The sequence below is a fragment of the Streptomyces sp. L2 genome (assembly GCF_004124325.1).
Lineage (GTDB): Bacteria > Actinomycetota > Actinomycetes > Streptomycetales > Streptomycetaceae > Streptomyces.
Genome location: NZ_QBDT01000001.1, coordinates 6,603,570 through 6,622,662 on the forward strand (window position 1 = coordinate 6,603,570; position 19,093 = coordinate 6,622,662).

The window sequence follows — 19,093 nt, forward strand, 5'->3', positions numbered from 1 at the left end:
GGCGCCCGGACGTGGGAGGATCGTAGGGAGGCGGACCGGGGCCGCGCACCCGGTCAGGCCGTCGCCGCGCGCGAGGACACGCGCGCAGGGCAGTACCAGGGCGCGAGCATGGAGGAGCACCGTTGAGCAGGCTGCGTTGGCTGACCGCGGGGGAGTCCCACGGTCCCGCACTCGTCGCGACGCTGGAGGGCCTCCCGGCCGGCGTGCCGATCACCACGGAGATGGTGGCGGACCACCTGGCGCGGCGGCGGCTCGGCTACGGCCGCGGTGCGCGCATGAAGTTCGAGCGCGACGAGGTCACCTTCCTCGGCGGTGTCCGGCACGGCCTCACCCTCGGCTCCCCGGTCGCGGTCATGGTGGGCAACACCGAGTGGCCCAAGTGGGAGCAGGTCATGGCGGCCGATCCGGTCGACGCCGAGATCCTCGGCGGTCTGGCCCGTAACGCTCCGCTGACCCGCCCCCGCCCCGGCCACGCCGACCTGGCGGGCATGCAGAAGTACGGCTTCGACGAGGCCCGCCCGATCCTGGAGCGCGCCTCCGCCCGCGAGACCGCCGCCCGCGTCGCGCTCGGCGCGGTCGCCCGCTCCTACCTCAAGGAGACGGCCGGCATCGAGATCGTCTCCCACGTCGTCGAGCTGTGCTCGGTGAGGGCCCCGCAGGGCGTGCTGCCCACCCCGGCGGACGTGGAGCGGCTGGACGCGGATCCGCTGCGCTGCCTGGACGCGGACACCTCGAAGGCGATGGTCGCGGAGGTCGACCAGGCCCACAAGGACGGTGACACCCTCGGTGGTGTGGTCGAGGTCCTCGCCTACGGCGTCCCGGTCGGTCTCGGCTCGCACGTGCACTGGGACCGCAAGCTGGACGCCCGGCTCGCCGGTGCCCTGATGGGTATCCAGGCGATCAAGGGCGTGGAGATCGGTGACGGTTTCGAGCTGGCCCGGGTGCCGGGCTCGAAGGCGCACGACGAGATCGTGAACACGCCCGAGGGCATCCGGCGTGTCTCCGGCCGTGCGGGTGGCACCGAGGGCGGTCTGTCCACCGGTGAGCTGCTGCGGGTGCGGGCGGCGATGAAGCCGATCGCGACCGTGCCGCGCGCGCTGCGGACGGTGGACGTCACCACGGGCGAGGAGGCGCAGGCCCACCACCAGCGTTCCGACGTCTCCGCGGTCCCGGCGGCCGGTATCGTCGCCGAGGCCATGGTGGCGCTCGTCCTGGCGGACGCGGTCGCGGAGAAGTTCGGCGGCGACTCCGTCCCGGAGACCCGCCGCAACGTCCGGTCCTACCTCGACAACCTGTCGATCCGGTGAGCGCCGTGCCCGCTGTCGTCCTCGTCGGCCCGATGGGTGTGGGCAAGTCCACCGTCGGCCGGCTGCTCGCCGAACGCCTCGGCGTCGGCTACCGCGACACCGACGACGACATCGTCACCGCAGAGGACCGCACGATCGCCGAGATCTTCGTCGACGACGGCGAGCCCGCCTTCCGCGCGATCGAGAAGCGGGCGGTACGCACCGCGCTCGCCGAGCACGCGGGCGTCCTCGCGCTCGGCGGCGGCGCGATCCTCGACGCCGACACGCGCGGCCTGCTCGCCGGGCACCGGGTCGTCTACCTGTCGATGGACGTCGAGGAAGCCGTCCGGCGCACCGGCCTGAACGTGGCCCGCCCGCTGCTCGCCGTCAACCCGCGCAAGCAGTGGCGCGAGCTGATGGAGGCACGCCGGCACCTGTACGAGGAGGTCGCCACGGCCGTCGTGGCGACGGACGGCCGTACGCCGGAAGAAGTCACCGAAGCGGCGCTGGACGCCTTGGAGTTGAAGGAAGCATGAGCGAGTCAGTCACCCGCATCCAGATCGCCGGCAGCGCGGGCACCGACCCCTACGAGGTGCTGGTGGGCCGTCAACTCCTCGGCGAGCTGGGCGGGTTGATCGGGCAGAAAGCCCACCCGTCTCCCACCACCGCCCTCAACGGAGGCGCTTCGCGCCGCAGTGATGTCCAAAGGGTCGCGGTGATCCACCCCGAGGCGCTGGCCGAGACCGGGGACGCGCTCCGCGCCGACCTGGCCGGCCAGGGCTACGAGGCCGTCGCCATCCAGGTGCCCAACGCCGAGGACGCCAAGACCGCCGAGGTCGCCGCCTACTGCTGGAAGGCGCTCGGCCAGTCCGGCTTCACCCGCACCGACGTCATCGTCGGCGTCGGCGGCGGCGCCACCACCGACCTCGCCGGGTTCGTGGCCGCGACCTGGCTGCGCGGGGTCCGCTGGATCGCCATCCCCACCACCGTCCTCGCCATGGTCGACGCGGCCGTCGGCGGCAAGACCGGCATCAACACCGCCGAGGGCAAAAACCTCGTGGGCGCCTTCCACCCGCCGGCCGGCGTGCTGTGCGACCTCGCCGCGCTGGACTCCCTGCCCGTCAACGACTACGTCTCCGGGCTCGCCGAGGTCATCAAGGCCGGCTTCATCGCCGACCCGGTGATCCTCGACCTCATCGAGTCCGACCCCGAGGCCGCCCGCACCCCCGCGGGCCCGCACACCGCCGAGCTGATCGAACGCTCGATCCGGGTGAAGGCCGAGGTCGTCTCCTCCGATCTGAAGGAGTCGGGCCTCAGGGAGATCCTCAACTACGGCCACACGCTCGGCCACGCCATTGAGAAGAACGAGCGCTACAAGTGGCGGCACGGCGCGGCCGTCGCCGTCGGCATGCACTTCGCCGCCGAACTCGGCCGCCTGGCGGGCCGACTGGACGACGCGACCGCGGACCGCCACCGCACGGTCCTCGAAGCGGTCGGCCTGCCCCTGCACTACCGCCACGACCAATGGCCCAAGCTCCTGGAGACCATGAAGGTCGACAAGAAGTCCCGCGGTGACCTGCTGCGCTTCATCGTCCTCGACGGACTCGCCAAACCCACCGTCCTGGAGGGCCCGGACCCCGCCGTCCTGCTCGCCGCCTACGGCGAGGTCGGCCAGTAGCACCGGCCCGCCACAGCCGTCGCCCGAAACTCCCTCGCGGACCGGGCACTTCGGACCGCCCCCGGTCGTTTCACCAAACGACGGCCGGGGGCGGTACCGTTCGGTGTCGAGCGGGACACGAACCCGCGGCCGACGCCAGTAGTTGTGTACGAGACGGAGTGGCAACGGATGCAGCACGCAGTGGGGTCTCCGCTGCCGCCCCACCAGCCGGGGCACGGACCACACGCCGCCTGGGCGTCGTCCGCCCACCACCCGGGAGCCCATCCGGCGGTCCCGCCGGCCGGGCCGGGCCCCGCAGTGTCCCCCGGATCCGTCCCACCCGCACCCGCGCAACCCCCGGCACAGCACCCTCCGGCGCCGGCCCCGGGCACGCGGCACGCCTCCATGCCGCCGCCGCCCGACACCACCGGGCACGTTCCGCTGCCGCCCGGCGGCCCCGTCGGCATCCCCGCCGCACCGCCGGCCGCGGCCGCCGTCCCCGATCCCACGACCACCACGCTGGCCGTCCTGCTGATCGGCCCGGCGGGCGCGGGCAAGACCAGCGTGGCGAAGTACTGGGCGGAGCACCGCCGGGTCCCGACCGCCCACATCAGCCTCGACGACGTCCGCGAATGGGTCCGCTCCGGCTTCGCCGACCCCCAGTCCGGCTGGAACGACCACTCCGAGGCCCAGTACCGCCTGGCCCGCCGGACCTGCGGTTTCGCCGCCCGGAACTTCCTGGCCAACGGGATCTCCTGCATCCTCGACGACGCCGTCTTCCCGGACCGCCCGGTCGTCGGCCTCGGCGGCTGGAAACGCCACGTGGGCCCGGGCCTGCTCCCGGTCGTCCTCCTCCCCGGTCTCGACATCGTCCTGGAGCGCAACGCCGAGCGCTCCGGCAACCGCCGCCTCACCGACGAGGAGGTGGCCCGCATCCACGGCCGCATGGCCGGCTGGTACGGCTCGGGCCTCCCCATCATCGACAACTCCCAACTGAACATCCCCGCCACAGCCCACCTCCTGGACGAGGTCCTCACCAGAGCCATAGCGAGCCCCCCGACCTGGTAACCGGGGCAAGCAAGGCTCCGCCGCGCGGGCGCGGGGCTGTATCGATGTGCGGCTCCGCCGCGGGGGCGCGACAACTCCCTCGCCTCCCGACATACCTCCACCGTCCCCACCAAGGGGCGCGGGGCTGTATCGATATGCGGCTCCGCGGCGGGGGCGCGACAACTCCCTCGCCTCCCGACATACCTCCACCGTCCCCACCAAGGGGCGCGGGGAACTGCGCGACAAGCCACGCCGCACCCGCACGGGACAACGCACCGCACCCACCCCACTCGGCCCCCACCAACCAGCACAACCCACCCAAAACTCCTACGCTCATCTCATGTCAGAGGTGTACGCGACCCGCCGAGCCCGTCTCAGGGAACGCTGCCACGCGGCCGGCACCGCGGCAGCGCTCATCTCCCGCCCCGCCAACGTGCGCTACCTCGCCGGCGCCGCCCCGCAGGGCTCCGTCCTGCTGCTCGGCAAGCGCGAGGACCTCCTCGTCTGCACCGGCCCGCCGGACGATTCCCCCACCGAGGGCAGACCCGACGAGAACCTGCGGGCCCACGTCCTCTCCGCGCCGGACGGCGACCCCGCCGTCGCCGCGGCCGACCTCGCCGCAGGCCAGGGCGCCGACGCCGTGGCCGTCGAGGAGCACCACCTCACGGTCACCCGCTACCGCGCCGTCGCCTCGGTCGCCCCCCGCCTCCGCCTCGCCGACCTCGGCGGAGCCGTCGAGCAGCTCAGGGTCGTCAAGGACGAGGAGGAGATCTCCTGTCTGCGCATCGGCGCGGAGATCGCCGACCAGGCCCTCGGCGAGCTGCTGGAGTCCATCCTGGTGGGCCGCACCGAGCGCCACCTCGCGCTCGAACTCGAACGGCGCCTCGTCGACCACGGCGCCGACGGTCCCGCCTTCCCGACCTCCGTCGCCACCGGACCGCACGCCGGCCGCCGCCGGCACCGGCCCACCGACCGGCGCGTGGAGGAGGGCGACTTCCTCTCCGTCTGCCTGGGCGCCACCTACCGCGGCTACCGCTGCGAGATCGGCCGTACCTTCGTCATCGGCACCTCGCCCGCGGACTGGCAGATCGAGCTGTACGACGTCGTCTTCGCCGCCCAGCGCGCCGGGCGCGAGTCCCTCACACCCGGCGCCGCCTACCGCGACGTGGACCGCGCGGCCCGTCAGGTGCTGGACTCCGCGGGCTACGCGGAAGCGCTTCCACCGCTGTCGGGACACGGTGTCGGACTCGAAATCGACGAGGACCCGCAGTTGGCCCCCGCGGCCATGGGTAAACTGGACGCTTGCGTGCCGGTCACCGTCGAACCGGGGGTCCACCTCCCGGGCCGGGGCGGCGTCCGGATCGATGACACGCTCGTCGTACGCCCCGAGGCGGACGGCGGACCCGAGCTACTCACCATCACGACCAAGGAGCTGCTCGCACTCTAGGCAAGGTGCGTGCCCCGGGGTCGTCCACGTCAGTCCAGGAGATTCCGCAACCGTGGCTTCCACGAACGACCTCAAGAACGGCCTGGTGCTCAAACTGGAAGGCGGCCAGCTCTGGTCCGTCGTCGAGTTCCAGCACGTCAAGCCCGGCAAGGGCCCGGCATTCGTGCGCACCAAGCTCAAGAACGTGCTCTCCGGCAAGGTCGTCGACAAGACCTTCAACGCCGGCGTCAAGGTCGAGACGGCCACTGTCGACAAGCGCGACATGCAGTTCTCGTACATGGACGGCGAGTACTTCGTCTTCATGGACATGGAGACCTACGACCAGCTCATGGTCGACCGCAAGGCCGTCGGCGACGCCGCCAACTTCCTCGTCGAGGGCTTCACCGCCACCGTCGCGCAGCACGAGGGCGAGGTGCTCTTCGTCGAGCTGCCGGCCGCCGTCGAGCTGACCATCCAGGAGACCGAGCCGGGCGTCCAGGGCGACCGCTCCACCGGCGGCACCAAGCTGGCCACGCTGGAGACCGGCCACCAGATCCAGGTCCCGCTCTTCATCACCACCGGTGAGAAGATCAAGGTCGACACCCGCACCAGCGACTACCTCGGCCGGGTGAACAGCTAACCGTGGCTGCCCGCAACACGGCCCGCAAGCGCGCCTTCCAGATCCTCTTCGAGGGCGACCAGCGCGGCGCCGACGTCCTCACCGTCCTCGCGGACTGGGTCCGGCTCTCCCGGAGCGACACCCGGCAGCCGCCGGTGAGCGAGTACACGATGCAGCTGGTCGAGGGCTACGCGGAGCACGCGACGCGGATCGACGAGCTGATCGCCCAGTACGCGGTGGGCTGGACGCTGGACCGGATGCCGGTCGTCGACCGCAATCTGCTGCGGCTCGGCGCGTACGAGCTGATCTGGGTCGACGAGACGCCCGACGCGGTCGTCCTGGACGAGATGGTGCAGCTGGCGAAGGAGTTCTCCACGGACGACTCGCCGGCCTTCGTCAACGGCCTGCTGGGCCGCCTCAAGGAGCTGAAGCCGACGCTGCGTCGCGCATAGCCGACGAGGGGCGCCGTGGGACTGCGGCTGCCGGTGGCCTGCGGGCCGCCTGTGGTTGCTCGCGCAGTTCCCCGAGCGCCCCTTCGGGGCGCTTGCAGGGCCCGGTGCCCGCACAGCGCCCTCACTGTCGCCAAACGCCGCCGGGGTGGCCGGAACCGTCTGGTTCCGGCCACCCCGGCGGCACGTTTCTGCTCAAGCGGTGCGGGCGCTCACGCCTCTTCGTGCGTGGCCACCGCGCGGCGCGCGTCCGCGTCCAGGACGCCCCAGCCGATCAGCTGCTCGGTGAGGACCGAGGGGGACTGGTCGTAGATGACGGCGAGTGTGCGCAGGTCGTCCTGGCGGATCGAGAGCACCTTGCCGTTGTAGTCGCCGCGCTGCGACTGGATCGTCGCCGCGTAGCGCTGGAGGGGGCCCGCCTTCTCGGCCGGCACCGTGGCCAGCCGCTCCAGGTCCAGGACCAGCTTCGGCGGCGGCTCGGCGGCCCCGCCCGGCGTCGTGCCCGGCAGCAGCTCCTGCACGGGAACGCCATAGAAATCGGCCAACTCGGCAAGACGCTGCACGGTGACGGCGCGGTCCCCGCGCTCGTACGAACCGACCACCACGGCCTTCCAGCGGCCCTGGGACTTCTCCTCGACACCGTGGAGGGAAAGGCCCTGCTGGGTGCGGATGGCCCGGAGCTTGGCCCCGAGCTGTTTGGCGTATTCGCTGGACATATAGCTCCCCGGACACTGTGTCGACGCGGCTGACGGTGTTTCCCGCCGCGCGGCTGGTAACTCACTGTGAGGTTACGCAGCGTGACTCTGGTGCGTCAAGCCGAATGGTCCACACCGACTCTTCCGTGGTAGTGATGGCCGGATACGCCAAGGGGGTGATCGGGGACCGCTGAGGGACCTGATACGGTGGATGGCGCAAATCCGACGTCCTTTAAGATCCGTCCCGTGAGGCGGAGAAGGGGGTCCGTTTCGTATGGACAAGCAGGACACGCCCGGCACCGCGCAGGCATCCGATGCCCGGCCCGTGCTCGAAGGCCCTGACATCGTGCGGGTGCTGACCCGCATCGCCCACGAGATCGTCGAGCGCGCCAAGGGCGCCGACGACGTGGTGCTCCTCGGCATTCCGACCCGGGGCGTCTTCCTCGCCCAGCGGCTCGCCGCCAAGCTGGAGCAGATCACCGACCGCAAGATCCCGGTCGGCTCCCTCGACATCACGATGTACCGCGACGACCTGCGCATGCACCCGCCACGCGCGCTGGCCCGCACCGAGATCCCCGGTGACGGCATCGACGGCAAGCTGGTCGTCCTCGTCGACGACGTGCTCTTCTCCGGCCGCACCATCCGCGCCGCCCTCGACGCGCTGAACGACATCGGACGCCCGCGCGCGGTGCAGCTCGCCGTCCTCGTCGACCGCGGCCACCGCGAACTGCCCATCCGCGCCGACTACGTCGGCAAGAACCTCCCCACGTCGCTGCGGGAGACGGTCAGGGTCCAGCTCGCCGAGGAGGACGGTCGCGACACCGTGCTGCTCGGCGTCACGCCGGCCGGCCAGTAGCGAGTCAGGCGCGCGAGGCCGCTTCGGCGTGCCGACCCGCGCACCGGTTCGTCCCGAATCTCCCGAACTGAACTGCCTTACGGAGCCTGACAGATGCAGCGTCATCTCATCTCGGCCGCCGACCTCACCCGCGACGACGCCGTCCTGATCCTCGACACCGCCGAGGAGATGGCCCGGGTCGCGGACCGGCCGATCAAGAAACTGCCGACCCTGCGCGGCCGCACGATCGTCAACCTCTTCTTCGAGGACTCCACCCGGACCCGGATCTCGTTCGAGGCCGCCGAGAAGCGCCTGTCCGCGGACGTCATCAACTTCACCGCCAAGGGCTCCTCGGTGTCCAAGGGCGAGTCCCTGAAGGACACCGCCCAGACCCTGGAGGCGATGGGCGTCGACGCGGTCGTCATCCGGCACGGCGCCTCCGGTGCCCCCTACCGCCTCGCCAACTCCGGCTGGATCGACGCCGCCGTGATCAACGCGGGCGACGGCACCCACCAGCACCCCACCCAGGCCCTGCTGGACGCCTTCACCATGCGCCGCCGCCTCGTCGGCCGCGACGCCGGACTCGGCCAGGACCTGTCCGGCCGCCGCGTCACGATCGTCGGCGACATCCTGCACAGCCGCGTCGCCCGCTCCAACGTCGACCTGCTGCACACCCTCGGCGCCGAGGTCACCCTCGTCGCGCCGCCCACCCTGGTGCCCGTCGGCGTCGAGACCTGGCCCTGCGAGGTGTCGTACGACCTCGACAGCGCGCTGCCGAAGTCCGACGCGGTGATGATGCTCCGCGTCCAGCGCGAGCGCATGAACGCCGCCTTCTTCCCGACCGAGCGCGAGTACTCGCGCCGCTACGGCCTCGACGGCGACCGCATGGCCAAGATGCCCGGGGACGCCATCGTGATGCACCCCGGCCCGATGGTCCGGGGCATGGAGATCACCGCCGAGGTCGCGGACTCCCCGCGCTGCACGGTCGTCGAGCAGGTCGCCAACGGCGTCTCCATCCGCATGGCCGTCATGTACCTGCTGCTGGGCGGCAACGAGCCCGCCGTCACCCACGCCCGCACTGCTGAGGAGAAGTAAGCACGATGAGCAAGATCCTGATCCGTGGTGCGAAGGTGCTCGGCGGCGAGCCGCAGGACGTCCTGATCGACGGCGACATGATCGAGGCGGTCGGCACCGGTCTGTCCGCCGAGGGCGCCGAGGTCGTCGAGGCCGACGGCAAGGTACTGCTCCCCGGCCTGGTCGACCTGCACACCCATCTGCGCGAGCCCGGCCGCGAGGACTCCGAGACCGTCCTGACCGGCACCCGCGCGGCCGCCTCCGGCGGCTACACCGCCGTCTTCGCCATGGCCAACACCTTCCCGGTCGCCGACACCGCCGGTGTCGTCGAGCAGGTCTGGCGGCTCGGCAAGGAGTACGGCTACTGCGACGTCCAGCCCATCGGCGCCGTCACCGTCGGCCTGGAGGGCAAGAAGCTCGCCGAACTGGGCGCCATGCACGAGTCGGCCGCTGGGGTCACCGTCTTCTCCGACGACGGCAAGTGCGTCGACGACGCCGTGATCATGCGCCGCGCGCTGGAGTACGTGAAGGCCTTCGGCGGAGTCGTCGCCCAGCACGCGCAGGAGCCCCGGCTCACCGAGGGCGCCCAGATGAACGAGGGCGTCGTCTCCGCCGAGCTGGGCCTGGGCGGCTGGCCGGCCGTCGCCGAGGAGTCGGTCATCGCGCGGGACGTGCTCCTCGCCGAGCACGTCGGCTCCCGCGTCCACATCTGCCACCTGTCGACCGCCGGCTCCGTGGAGATCGTCCGCTGGGCCAAGTCCCGCGGCATCGACGTCACCGCCGAGGTCACCCCGCACCACCTGCTCCTCACCGACGAAATGGTGCGGACGTACAACCCGGTCTACAAGGTCAACCCGCCGCTGCGCACCGAGCGCGACGTGCACGCCCTGCGCGAGGCGCTCGCCGACGGCACGATCGACATCGTCGCCACCGACCACGCCCCGCACCCGCACGAGGACAAGGACTGCGAGTGGGCCGCCGCCGCCATGGGCATGGTCGGCCTGGAGACCGCGCTGTCCGTCGTCCAGGAGACCATGGTCGACACCGGCCTGCTGGACTGGGCGGGCGTCGCCGAGCGCATGTCGGCGAACCCCGCGCGGATCGGGCAGGCGCACGGCCACGGGCGTCCCGTCTCGGCTGGTGAGCCCGCCAACCTCACGCTCGTCGACACGGCATACCGTGGGCAGGTGGACCCGGCGGGCTTCGCCTCGCGCAGCCGGAACACCCCGTACGAGGGACGCGAGCTGCCGGGCCGTGTCACCCACACGTGGCTGCGGGGCAAGGCCACGCTCGTCGACGGGAAGCTCACGTGAAACCTGTAATCCTGCTGGCCGAGGCGGAGAAGTCGGCCGACGTGACCGACTGGGGCGCCCGGATCGGCTGGCTCGTCGGACTCGCCCTCTTCGTGGCGCTCGTCTACTGGCTGATGCGCGAGGGCTGGAAGTGGCGCGGCACCCTCCAGGGTGACCTGCCCGCGCTGCCCAGCGCGCCGGAGGAGCCCGGCGAGGCGAGACTGACGATGAGCGGCCGCTACCACGGCTCCACCACCGCCGGGCAGTGGCTGGACCGCATCGTGGCCCACGGCCTCGGCACCCGCAGCCGGGCCGAGCTCACCCTGACCGACGCGGGCCTGGACGTCGTACGCCCCGGGGCGGCCGGCTTCTTCGTCCCCACCGCCGCCCTGCGCGGCGCCCGGCTCGACAAGGGCATCGCCGGCAAGGTCCTCACCGAGGGCGGCCTGCTGGTGGTGACCTGGGCGCACGGCGACAAGCTGATCGACTCCGGCTTCCGCTCCGACCACGCGGCCGAGCACCACGCCTGGGTCGACGCCCTGAACCAGATGACCAACGACACGGAAGGCGCACGATGACGACCTCCACCAGGGGAGCCGCGAAGGCTCCCGCCGTACTCGTCCTGGAGGACGGCCGCATCTTCCGCGGCCGCGCCTACGGGGCCGTGGGGGAAACCTTCGGCGAAGCCGTGTTCTCCACCGGCATGACCGGCTACCAGGAGACCCTCACCGACCCGTCGTACGACCGCCAGATCGTCGTCGCGACCGCCCCGCAGATCGGCAACACCGGCTGGAACGACGAGGACGACGAGTCCGGGCGGATCTGGGTCTCCGGCTACGTCGTGCGCGACCCCGCGCGCGTGCCGTCCAACTGGCGCTCCAAGCGCTCCCTGGACGAGGAGCTCCAGCGGCAGGGCGTCGTCGGCATCAGCGGCATCGACACCCGCGCCCTCACCCGCCACCTGCGCGAGCGCGGCTCGATGCGCGCCGGCGTCTTCTCCGGCGACGCGATCACCCCCGAGGCGGAACTGGTCGAGCGCGTGCAGGCCCAGCCGCAGATGAAGGGCGCGAGCCTCTACGAGGAGGTCGCGACGAAGGAGGCGTACGTCGTCCCCGCCGTCGGCGAGAAGCGCTTCACCGTCGCCGCCATCGACCTCGGCATCAAGGGCATGACCCCGCACCGCATGGCCGAGCGCGGCATCGAGGTGCACGTCCTGCCCGCCACCGCCACCGCCGACGACGTCTACGCCGTCGCCCCCGACGGGGTCTTCTTCTCCAACGGCCCCGGCGACCCCGCCACCGCCGACGGCCCGGTCGCGCTGATGCGGGCCGTGCTGGAGCGCAGGACGCCCCTGTTCGGCATCTGCTTCGGCAACCAGATCCTCGGCCGCGCCCTCGGCTTCGGCACCTACAAGCTGAAGTACGGCCACCGGGGCATCAACCAGCCCGTCCAGGACCGTACGACCGGCAAGGTCGAGGTCACCGCGCACAACCACGGCTTCGCCGTCGACGCGCCGCTCGACAAGGTCAGCGACACGAAGTTCGGGCGCGCCGAGGTCTCCCACGTCTGCCTCAACGACAACGTCGTGGAGGGGCTGCAGCTGCTCGACCAGCCGGCCTTCTCCGTCCAGTACCACCCCGAAGCGGCAGCGGGCCCGCACGACGCCGCCTACCTGTTCGACCGCTTTGTTTCCCTGATGGAGGGCCAGCGTGCCTAAGCGCACCGATATCCAGTCCGTCCTGGTCATCGGCTCCGGCCCGATCGTCATCGGCCAGGCCGCCGAGTTCGACTACTCCGGTACCCAGGCGTGCCGCGTCCTGCGGGCCGAGGGCCTGCGCGTCGTCCTGGTGAACTCCAACCCGGCGACGATCATGACCGACCCGGAGATCGCCGACGCCACCTACGTCGAGCCGATCACCCCCGAGTTCGTCGAGAAGATCATCGCCAAGGAGCGCCCCGACGCGCTCCTGCCCACCCTGGGCGGCCAGACGGCCCTGAACACCGCCATCTCGCTGCACGAGAACGGCGTCCTGGAGAAGTACGGCGTCGAGCTGATCGGCGCCAAGCCCGAGGCGATCCACAAGGGCGAGGACCGCGACCTGTTCAAGGAGGTCGTGGAGGCGGTCCGCCGGAAGATCGGGCACGGCGAGTCCGCCCGCTCGGTCATCTGCCACACCATGGACGACGTCCTCAAGGGCGTCGACACGCTCGGCGGCTACCCGGTCGTCGTCCGCCCGTCCTTCACCATGGGCGGCGCCGGCTCCGGCTTCGCCCACGACGAGGACGAGCTGCGCCGCATCGCCGGCCAGGGCCTGACGCTCTCCCCGACCACCGAGGTGCTCCTGGAGGAGTCCATCCTCGGCTGGAAGGAGTACGAGCTGGAGCTGATGCGCGACAAGAACGACAACGTCGTGGTCGTCTGCTCCATCGAGAACTTCGACCCGATGGGCGTGCACACCGGCGACTCCATCACCGTGGCGCCCGCGATGACGCTCACCGACCGCGAGTACCAGGTCCTGCGCGACATGGGCATCGCGATCATCCGCGAGGTCGGCGTCGACACCGGCGGCTGCAACATCCAGTTCGCGATCAACCCGGACGACGGCCGCGTCATCGTCATCGAGATGAACCCGCGGGTCTCCCGCTCCTCGGCCCTCGCCTCCAAGGCCACCGGCTTCCCCATCGCCAAGATCGCCGCGAAGCTCGCCGTCGGCTACACCCTCGACGAGATCCCGAACGACATCACCCAGGAGACCCCGGCCTCCTTCGAGCCCACCCTCGACTACGTCGTCGTCAAGGCCCCCCGGTTCGCCTTCGAGAAGTTCCCGCAGGCCGACTCCACGCTGACCACCACCATGAAGTCGGTCGGCGAGGCCATGGCCATCGGCCGCAACTTCACCGAGGCCTTCCAGAAGGCGCTGCGCTCCCTGGAGAAGAAGGGCAGCCAGTTCGCCTTCACCGGCGAGCCCGGCGACAAGGACACCCTGCTGCGCGAGGCCGTGCGGCCCACCGACGGCCGGATCAACACGGTCATGCAGGCCATCCGCGCCGGCGCCACCCCGGAGGAGGTCTTCGAGTACACGAAGATCGACCCCTGGTTCGTCGACCAGCTCTTCCTGATCAAGGAGATCGCCGACGAGCTGGCCGAGGCCCCCGAGCTGACAAGTGCACTGCTCGCCGAGGCCAAGCGGCACGGCTTCTCCGACCTCCAGGTCGCCGAGATCCGCGGCCTGCGCGAGGACGTCGTCCGCGAGGTCCGGCACGCCCTCGGCATCCGCCCGGTCTACAAGACGGTCGACACCTGCGCCGCCGAGTTCGCCGCGAAGACGCCGTACTTCTACTCCTCCTACGACGAGGAGAGCGAGGTCGCCCCGCGCGAGAAGCCGGCCGTCATCATCCTGGGCTCCGGCCCCAACCGCATCGGCCAGGGCATCGAGTTCGACTACTCCTGCGTCCACGCCTCCTTCGCGCTGAGCGACGCCGGCTACGAGACCGTGATGGTCAACTGCAACCCTGAGACCGTCTCCACCGACTACGACACCTCCGACCGGCTGTACTTCGAGCCGCTCACCCTGGAGGACGTGCTGGAGATCGTCCACGCGGAGTCCCTCGCCGGCCCGATCGCCGGTGTGGTCGTCCAGCTCGGCGGCCAGACCCCGCTCGGCCTCGCCCAGGCGCTGAAGGACAACGGCGTGCCGATCGTCGGCACGTCCCCGGAGGCGATCCACGCCGCCGAGGACCGCGGCGCCTTCGGCCGCGTCCTCGCCGAGGCCGGCCTGCCCGCCCCGAAGCACGGCACGGCCACCACCTTCGACGGCGCCAAGGCCATCGCCGACGAGATCGGCTACCCGGTCCTGGTCCGCCCGTCGTACGTCCTCGGCGGGCGCGGCATGGAGATCGTCTACGACGAGACGCGCCTCGCCTCCTACATCGCCGAGTCGACCGAGATCAGCCCGTCCCGCCCGGTCCTCGTCGACCGCTTCCTGGACGACGCGATCGAGATCGACGTCGACGCCCTCTACGACGGCGAGGAGCTGTACCTCGGCGGCGTCATGGAGCACATCGAGGAGGCCGGCATCCACTCCGGCGACTCGGCGTGCGCGCTGCCCCCGATCACGCTCGGCGGCTTCGACATCAAGCGGCTGCGCGCCTCCACCGAGGCCATCGCGCGCGGGGTCGGGGTGCGCGGTCTGATCAACATCCAGTTCGCGATGGCGGGCGACATCCTGTACGTCCTCGAAGCGAACCCGCGCGCCTCGCGCACGGTCCCCTTCACCTCGAAGGCGACCGCGGTGCCGCTGGCGAAGGCCGCGGCCCGGATCTCGCTGGGCGCGACGATCGCCGAGCTGCGCGCCGAGGGCCTGCTCCCGGCGAACGGCGACGGCGGCGAGCTGCCGCTGGACGCGCCGATCTCCGTCAAGGAGGCCGTCATGCCCTGGTCGCGCTTCCGCGACATCCAGGGCCGCGGCGTCGACACCATCCTCGGCCCGGAGATGCGCTCCACCGGCGAGGTCATGGGCATCGACTCCGTCTTCGGCACGGCGTACGCCAAGTCGCAGGCCGGCGCCTACGGCCCGCTGCCCACCAAGGGCCGCGCGTTCATCTCGGTCGCCAACCGCGACAAGCGGTCGATGATCTTCCCGGCGCGCGAGCTGGTCGCCCACGGCTTCGAGCTGCTGGCGACCTCCGGCACGGCCGAGGTCCTCAAGCGCAACGGCATCAACGCGACCGTCGTGCGCAAGCAGTCCGAGGGCACCGGGCCGAACGGTGAGAAGACCATCGTCCAGCTCATCCACGACGGCGAGGTCGACCTCATCGTCAACACGCCGTACGGCACGGGCGGCCGGCTCGACGGCTACGACATCCGCACCGCCGCGGTGGCGCGCTCGGTGCCCTGCCTGACGACCGTCCAGGCGCTCGCCGCGGCCGTCCAGGGCATCGACGCCCTCAACCACGGCGACGTGGGCGTCCGCTCACTCCAGGAACACGCGGAACACCTGACCGCGGCCCGGGACTAGCAGCAGGCCCCGAGGGGGACACCGGAAACGGTGTCCCCCTCTTCATGAGGACACCCAGAGGACACCTGAGGACTCCAGAGATGTACAAGTTCTTCTTCCGCCTGGTCTTCAAGCGGATGGATCCCGAGAAGGCCCATCACCTCGCCTTCCGGTGGATCCGGCTCGCCGTCCGCGTCCCCGTGCTGCGGACCTTCGCCGCCGCCGCTCTCGCGCCCCGGTACAAGGAGCTGCGGACGGAGGCGTTCGGGCTGCGGATGCACGGCCCCTTCGGGCTGGCCGCCGGGTTCGACAAGAACGCCGTGGCGATCGACGGGATGTCGATGCTGGGCTTCGACCACGTCGAGATCGGCACGGTCACGGGGGAGCCGCAGCCCGGCAACCCCAGGAAGCGGCTGTTCCGGCTCGTCGCGGACCGCGCGCTGATCAACCGCATGGGCTTCAACAACGACGGCTCCCTGGCCGTGGCCGCCCGCCTGGCGTCCCGCGAGCCGGTCTTCCGGACGGTCGTCGGCGTCAACATCGGCAAGACCAAGGTCGTCCCGGAGGCGGAGGCCGTCGGCGACTACGTGAAGTCCGCCGAGCGTCTCGCGCCGTACGCGGACTACCTGGTCGTGAACGTCTCCTCGCCGAACACGCCCGGCCTGCGCAACCTCCAGGCCACCGAGGCGCTGCGCCCGCTGCTGAGCGCCGTGCGCGAGGCCGCCGACCGGGTCGTGCCGGGCCGGCGCGTCCCGCTGCTGGTGAAGATCGCCCCCGACCTCGCCGACGAGGACGTCGACGCCGTCGCCGACCTGGCCGTGGAGCTGGGCCTGGACGGCATCATCGCCACGAACACCACCATCGCGCGCGAGGGCCTCGGACTGGCCTCCCCGGCCTCCCTGGTCAAGGAGACCGGCGGCCTGTCCGGCGCACCGCTCAAGGAACGCTCCCTGGAGGTCCTGCGCCGCCTGTACGCGCGCGTGGGCGACCGGATCACCCTGGTGGGCGTCGGGGGCGTCGAGGGCGCCGAGGACGCCTGGCAGCGCATCCTGGCGGGCGCCACGCTGGTCCAGGGCTACAGCGCCTTCATCTACGAGGGCCCCTTCTGGTCCCGCGCCCTGCACAAGGGTCTCGCCGCCCGCCTGCGCACCAGCCCGTACGCCACCCTCGCCGACGCGGTCGGCGCCGACGTGAGGAAGCCCGCATGAGCCCGATGGAGCCCTTCGGCGCCCGCCTGCGCCGTGCCATGGACGCGCGCGGCCCGCTGTGCGTCGGCATCGACCCGCACGCCTCCCTGCTCGCCGAGTGGGGGCTGAACGACGACGTGGCCGGTCTGGAGCGGTTCAGCCGGACGGTCGTCGAGGCGATGGCCGACCGGGTCGCCGTCCTGAAGCCGCAGAGCGCCTTCTTCGAGCGGTTCGGCTCGCGCGGCCTCGCCGTCCTGGAGGCGTCGGTCCGGGAGGCCCGCGAGGCCGGCGCCCTGGTCGTGACGGATGCCAAGCGCGGAGACATCGGCTCGACCATGGCCGCCTACGCCGAGGCGTTCCTGCACAAGGACGCCCCGCTGTTCTCGGACGCCCTGACCGTCTCGCCGTACCTCGGCTACGGCTCGCTCAGCCCGGCCGTCGCACTGGCCCGGGAGAGCGGCGCCGGACTGTTCGTGCTGGCGCTGACCTCCAACCCGGAGGGCCACGAGGTGCAGCACGCGGTGCGCGCCGACGGCCGCAGCGTGGGCGCGACCATGCTGGCCCACCTGGCGGCGGAGAACGCGGGGGAGGAGCCGCTGGGCTCCTTCGGCGCGGTCGTCGGCGCCACGCTCGGCGACCTGTCCACGTACGACCTGGACATCAACGGCCCGCTCCTCGCGCCCGGCATCGGCGCCCAGGGGGCGAAGGCAGCGGATCTGCCGCGGGTCTTCGGCGCGGCGGTGCGCAACGTGGTGCCGAACGTCAGCCGCGGGGTGCTGCGGCAGGGACCCGACGTCGGGGCGCTGCGCTCGGCCGCGGAGCGGTTCGCGGAGGAGATCCGGGCCGCCGTCGCGGGGGCCTGAGCCGCCACCGGGGCGACTTGAGTGTGAATACATCCTCAAATCCGGGGCATTATGTCCAAAATGTCCGGCATGGCGGAGGCTGACCAGGACTTTTCCGCTGTTCTCGCTGACTCTGGCGGACTTGGCCGCTAGTCTCCGAGCAGGGTCAACGGGCGAAGCGTGTTGCTCGTGGCTCCCCAGGTGTGGGGCGACTAGGTTCCTCACCGGTCCGTATCCGACAGTTCGACATCCGAGGTGACGTAGGCGTGACTCTTCCGCCCCTTACCCCTGAACAGCGCGCAGCCGCGCTCGAAAAGGCCGCCGCGGCTCGCCGGGAGCGGGCCGAGGTCAAGAATCGACTCAAGCACTCCGGCGCCTCCCTGCACGAGGTCATCAAGCAGGGCCAGGAGAACGACGTCGTCGGCAAGATGAAGGTCTCGGCTCTGCTGGAGTCCCTGCCGGGCGTGGGCAAGGTCCGCGCCAAGCAGATCATGGAGCGTCTGGGCATCTCCGAGAGCCGCCGCGTGCGGGGTCTCGGTTCCAACCAGATCGCCTCCCTGGAGCGTGAGTTCGGCAGCACCGGCTCCTGAGTCCGGCTGCCGGGTCCGGGGGCGACCGGACCGGGAGTCCCGGGCACGGGGGGATTGCTGGAATAATCGCCCCATGGCTGTAGCACCCCGGGGGACGACCCCCGAGCCCCCGGACGTACGTCCGCGGCTGACCGTGCTCTCCGGCCCCTCCGGGGTCGGCAAGAGCACGGTCGTCGCTCATATGCGCAAGGAACACCCCGAGGTCTGGCTCTCGGTCTCGGCGACGACCCGCAAGCCGCGCCCCGGCGAGCAGCACGGTGTCCACTACTTCTTCGTCACCGACGACGAGATGGACAAGCTGATCGCCAACGGCGAGCTGCTGGAGTGGGCCGAGTTCGCCGGCAACCGGTACGGCACGCCCCGCACGGCGGTGGCGGAGCGGCTGGAGAAGGGCGAGCCCGTCCTGCTGGAGATCGACCTCCAGGGCGCCCGGCAGGTCCGGGAGTCCATGGCCGACGCCCAGCTGGTGTTCCTGGCCCCGCCCTCCTGGGAGGAGCTGGTGCGCAGGCTGACCGGCCGCGGCACCGAGCCGCCCGAGGTCATCGAGCGCCGTCTGGACGCCGCGAAGACCGAGCTGGCCGCCGAGCCGGAGTTCGACGAAACCCTGGTCAACACCTCCGTCGAGGACGTGGCCCGCGAGCTGCTAGCCTTGATGGACGTTGAGTGATCGTGACTGCCGTGCTCGGACATGTCACACCGGTCACACCGACTGATTCTTTCCCACCCATCGGAAGGCAGAGCGTGTCCTCTTCCATCACCGCGCCCGAGGGCATCATCAACCCGCCGATCGATGAGCTTCTCGAGGCCACCGACTCGAAGTACAGCCTGGTGATCTACGCGGCCAAGCGGGCCCGTCAGATCAACGCGTACTACTCGCAGCTCGGCGAGGGCCTCCTCGAGTACGTCGGTCCGCTCGTCGACACCCACGTCCACGAGAAGCCGCTCTCGATCGCCCTGCGCGAGATCAACGCGGGTCTGCTGACGTCGGAGGCCGTCGAGGGCCCGGCGTAAGTACGACAGTCTGATCGCAGTAGGTTTATCCACAGGCCCGGCAGCGCGCTGCCGGGCCTGTGGTGTCTCATGGGGTGTGCACGGGT

The 19,093-nt window shown here is 71.3% G+C and carries 19 protein-coding genes; 18 read left to right on the forward strand and 1 reads right to left on the reverse strand.

The annotated features are described in order from the left end of the window. Positions 1-122: 122 nt before the first annotated feature. From aroC to nusB, 7 genes are all read left to right on the forward strand, one after another. On the forward strand, positions 123-1,307 hold the full coding sequence (aroC, locus tag DBP14_RS29650; RefSeq protein WP_129310278.1) for a chorismate synthase: 1,185 nt from the start codon (positions 123-125) through the stop codon (positions 1,305-1,307). A 32-nt stretch (positions 1,308-1,339) separates the two neighbouring features. After that, a complete protein-coding gene (locus DBP14_RS29655; protein ID WP_129312151.1) occupies positions 1,340-1,822 on the forward strand; it encodes a shikimate kinase in 483 nt (160 codons plus the stop codon). Further along, positions 1,819-2,964 carry a 3-dehydroquinate synthase gene (aroB, locus tag DBP14_RS29660; RefSeq protein ID WP_129310280.1) on the forward strand — a complete coding sequence of 382 codons (1,146 nt, stop codon included), beginning with the start codon at positions 1,819-1,821 and terminating at the stop codon, positions 2,962-2,964. Before DBP14_RS29655 ends, aroB begins: the two co-directional genes overlap by 4 nt. A 168-nt stretch (positions 2,965-3,132) precedes the next feature. Continuing rightward, positions 3,133-4,011 carry a Pro-rich N-terminal domain-containing protein gene (locus DBP14_RS29665; RefSeq protein WP_129310282.1) on the forward strand — a complete coding sequence of 293 codons (879 nt, stop codon included), beginning with the start codon at positions 3,133-3,135 and terminating at the stop codon, positions 4,009-4,011. Between the two features lie 319 nt (positions 4,012-4,330). Then, on the forward strand, positions 4,331-5,437 hold the full coding sequence (locus DBP14_RS29670; RefSeq protein WP_129310284.1) for an aminopeptidase P family protein: 1,107 nt from the start codon (positions 4,331-4,333) through the stop codon (positions 5,435-5,437). Positions 5,438-5,489: 52 nt separating this feature from the next. Next, positions 5,490-6,056, forward strand: a complete 567-nt coding sequence (efp, locus tag DBP14_RS29675) for an elongation factor P (RefSeq protein ID WP_129310286.1) — start codon at positions 5,490-5,492, stop codon at positions 6,054-6,056. A gap of 2 nt (positions 6,057-6,058) precedes the next feature. Continuing rightward, on the forward strand, positions 6,059-6,487 hold the full coding sequence (gene nusB / locus DBP14_RS29680; RefSeq protein ID WP_129310288.1) for a transcription antitermination factor NusB: 429 nt from the start codon (positions 6,059-6,061) through the stop codon (positions 6,485-6,487). 209 nt (positions 6,488-6,696) lie between these two features. Here nusB and bldD read toward each other — a convergent pair whose 3' ends face one another. Beyond that, positions 6,697-7,200: a transcriptional regulator BldD gene (gene bldD / locus DBP14_RS29685; protein ID WP_129310290.1), complete on the reverse strand. Its 504-nt coding sequence runs from the start codon at positions 7,198-7,200 to the stop codon at positions 6,697-6,699. 253 nt (positions 7,201-7,453) lie between these two features. On the opposite strand from bldD, the gene pyrR reads away from it, so the two are divergent. From pyrR to rpoZ, 11 genes are all read left to right on the forward strand, one after another. Next, positions 7,454-8,035 (forward strand): bifunctional pyr operon transcriptional regulator/uracil phosphoribosyltransferase PyrR, encoded by a 582-nt coding sequence (pyrR, locus tag DBP14_RS29690; protein ID WP_129310292.1) that lies wholly within the window; start codon positions 7,454-7,456, stop codon positions 8,033-8,035. A 93-nt stretch (positions 8,036-8,128) separates the two neighbouring features. Further along, the gene (locus DBP14_RS29695; RefSeq protein ID WP_129310294.1) at positions 8,129-9,109 is read left to right on the forward strand and encodes an aspartate carbamoyltransferase catalytic subunit; all 981 of its coding nucleotides are present in this window, start codon (positions 8,129-8,131) and stop codon (positions 9,107-9,109) included. Between the two features lie 5 nt (positions 9,110-9,114). Further along, positions 9,115-10,401, forward strand: coding sequence for a dihydroorotase (locus DBP14_RS29700; protein WP_129310296.1), 1,287 nt, complete (start codon positions 9,115-9,117; stop codon positions 10,399-10,401). Next, positions 10,398-10,958, forward strand: coding sequence for a hypothetical protein (locus DBP14_RS29705; protein WP_129310298.1), 561 nt, complete (start codon positions 10,398-10,400; stop codon positions 10,956-10,958). The genes DBP14_RS29700 and DBP14_RS29705 overlap by 4 nt, the downstream gene beginning before the upstream one ends. Continuing rightward, on the forward strand, positions 10,955-12,097 hold the full coding sequence (gene carA / locus DBP14_RS29710; protein ID WP_129310300.1) for a glutamine-hydrolyzing carbamoyl-phosphate synthase small subunit: 1,143 nt from the start codon (positions 10,955-10,957) through the stop codon (positions 12,095-12,097). The genes DBP14_RS29705 and carA overlap by 4 nt, the downstream gene beginning before the upstream one ends. Beyond that, positions 12,090-15,398 carry a carbamoyl-phosphate synthase large subunit gene (carB, locus tag DBP14_RS29715; protein ID WP_129310302.1) on the forward strand — a complete coding sequence of 1,103 codons (3,309 nt, stop codon included), beginning with the start codon at positions 12,090-12,092 and terminating at the stop codon, positions 15,396-15,398. Before carA ends, carB begins: the two co-directional genes overlap by 8 nt. Positions 15,399-15,478: 80 nt before the next feature. After that, on the forward strand, positions 15,479-16,585 hold the full coding sequence (locus tag DBP14_RS29720; protein ID WP_129310304.1) for a quinone-dependent dihydroorotate dehydrogenase: 1,107 nt from the start codon (positions 15,479-15,481) through the stop codon (positions 16,583-16,585). Next, on the forward strand, positions 16,582-17,427 hold the full coding sequence (gene pyrF / locus DBP14_RS29725) for an orotidine-5'-phosphate decarboxylase (protein ID WP_164992434.1): 846 nt from the start codon (positions 16,582-16,584) through the stop codon (positions 17,425-17,427). The genes DBP14_RS29720 and pyrF overlap by 4 nt, the downstream gene beginning before the upstream one ends. Positions 17,428-17,672: 245 nt before the next feature. Then, positions 17,673-17,996 carry an integration host factor gene (locus DBP14_RS29730; RefSeq protein WP_129310306.1) on the forward strand — a complete coding sequence of 108 codons (324 nt, stop codon included), beginning with the start codon at positions 17,673-17,675 and terminating at the stop codon, positions 17,994-17,996. Positions 17,997-18,069: 73 nt separating this feature from the next. Next, positions 18,070-18,663: a guanylate kinase gene (gene gmk / locus DBP14_RS29735; protein WP_129310308.1), complete on the forward strand. Its 594-nt coding sequence runs from the start codon at positions 18,070-18,072 to the stop codon at positions 18,661-18,663. A gap of 74 nt (positions 18,664-18,737) precedes the next feature. Then, positions 18,738-19,007 carry a DNA-directed RNA polymerase subunit omega gene (gene rpoZ / locus DBP14_RS29740; protein ID WP_129310310.1) on the forward strand — a complete coding sequence of 90 codons (270 nt, stop codon included), beginning with the start codon at positions 18,738-18,740 and terminating at the stop codon, positions 19,005-19,007. Positions 19,008-19,093 lie beyond the last annotated feature (86 nt).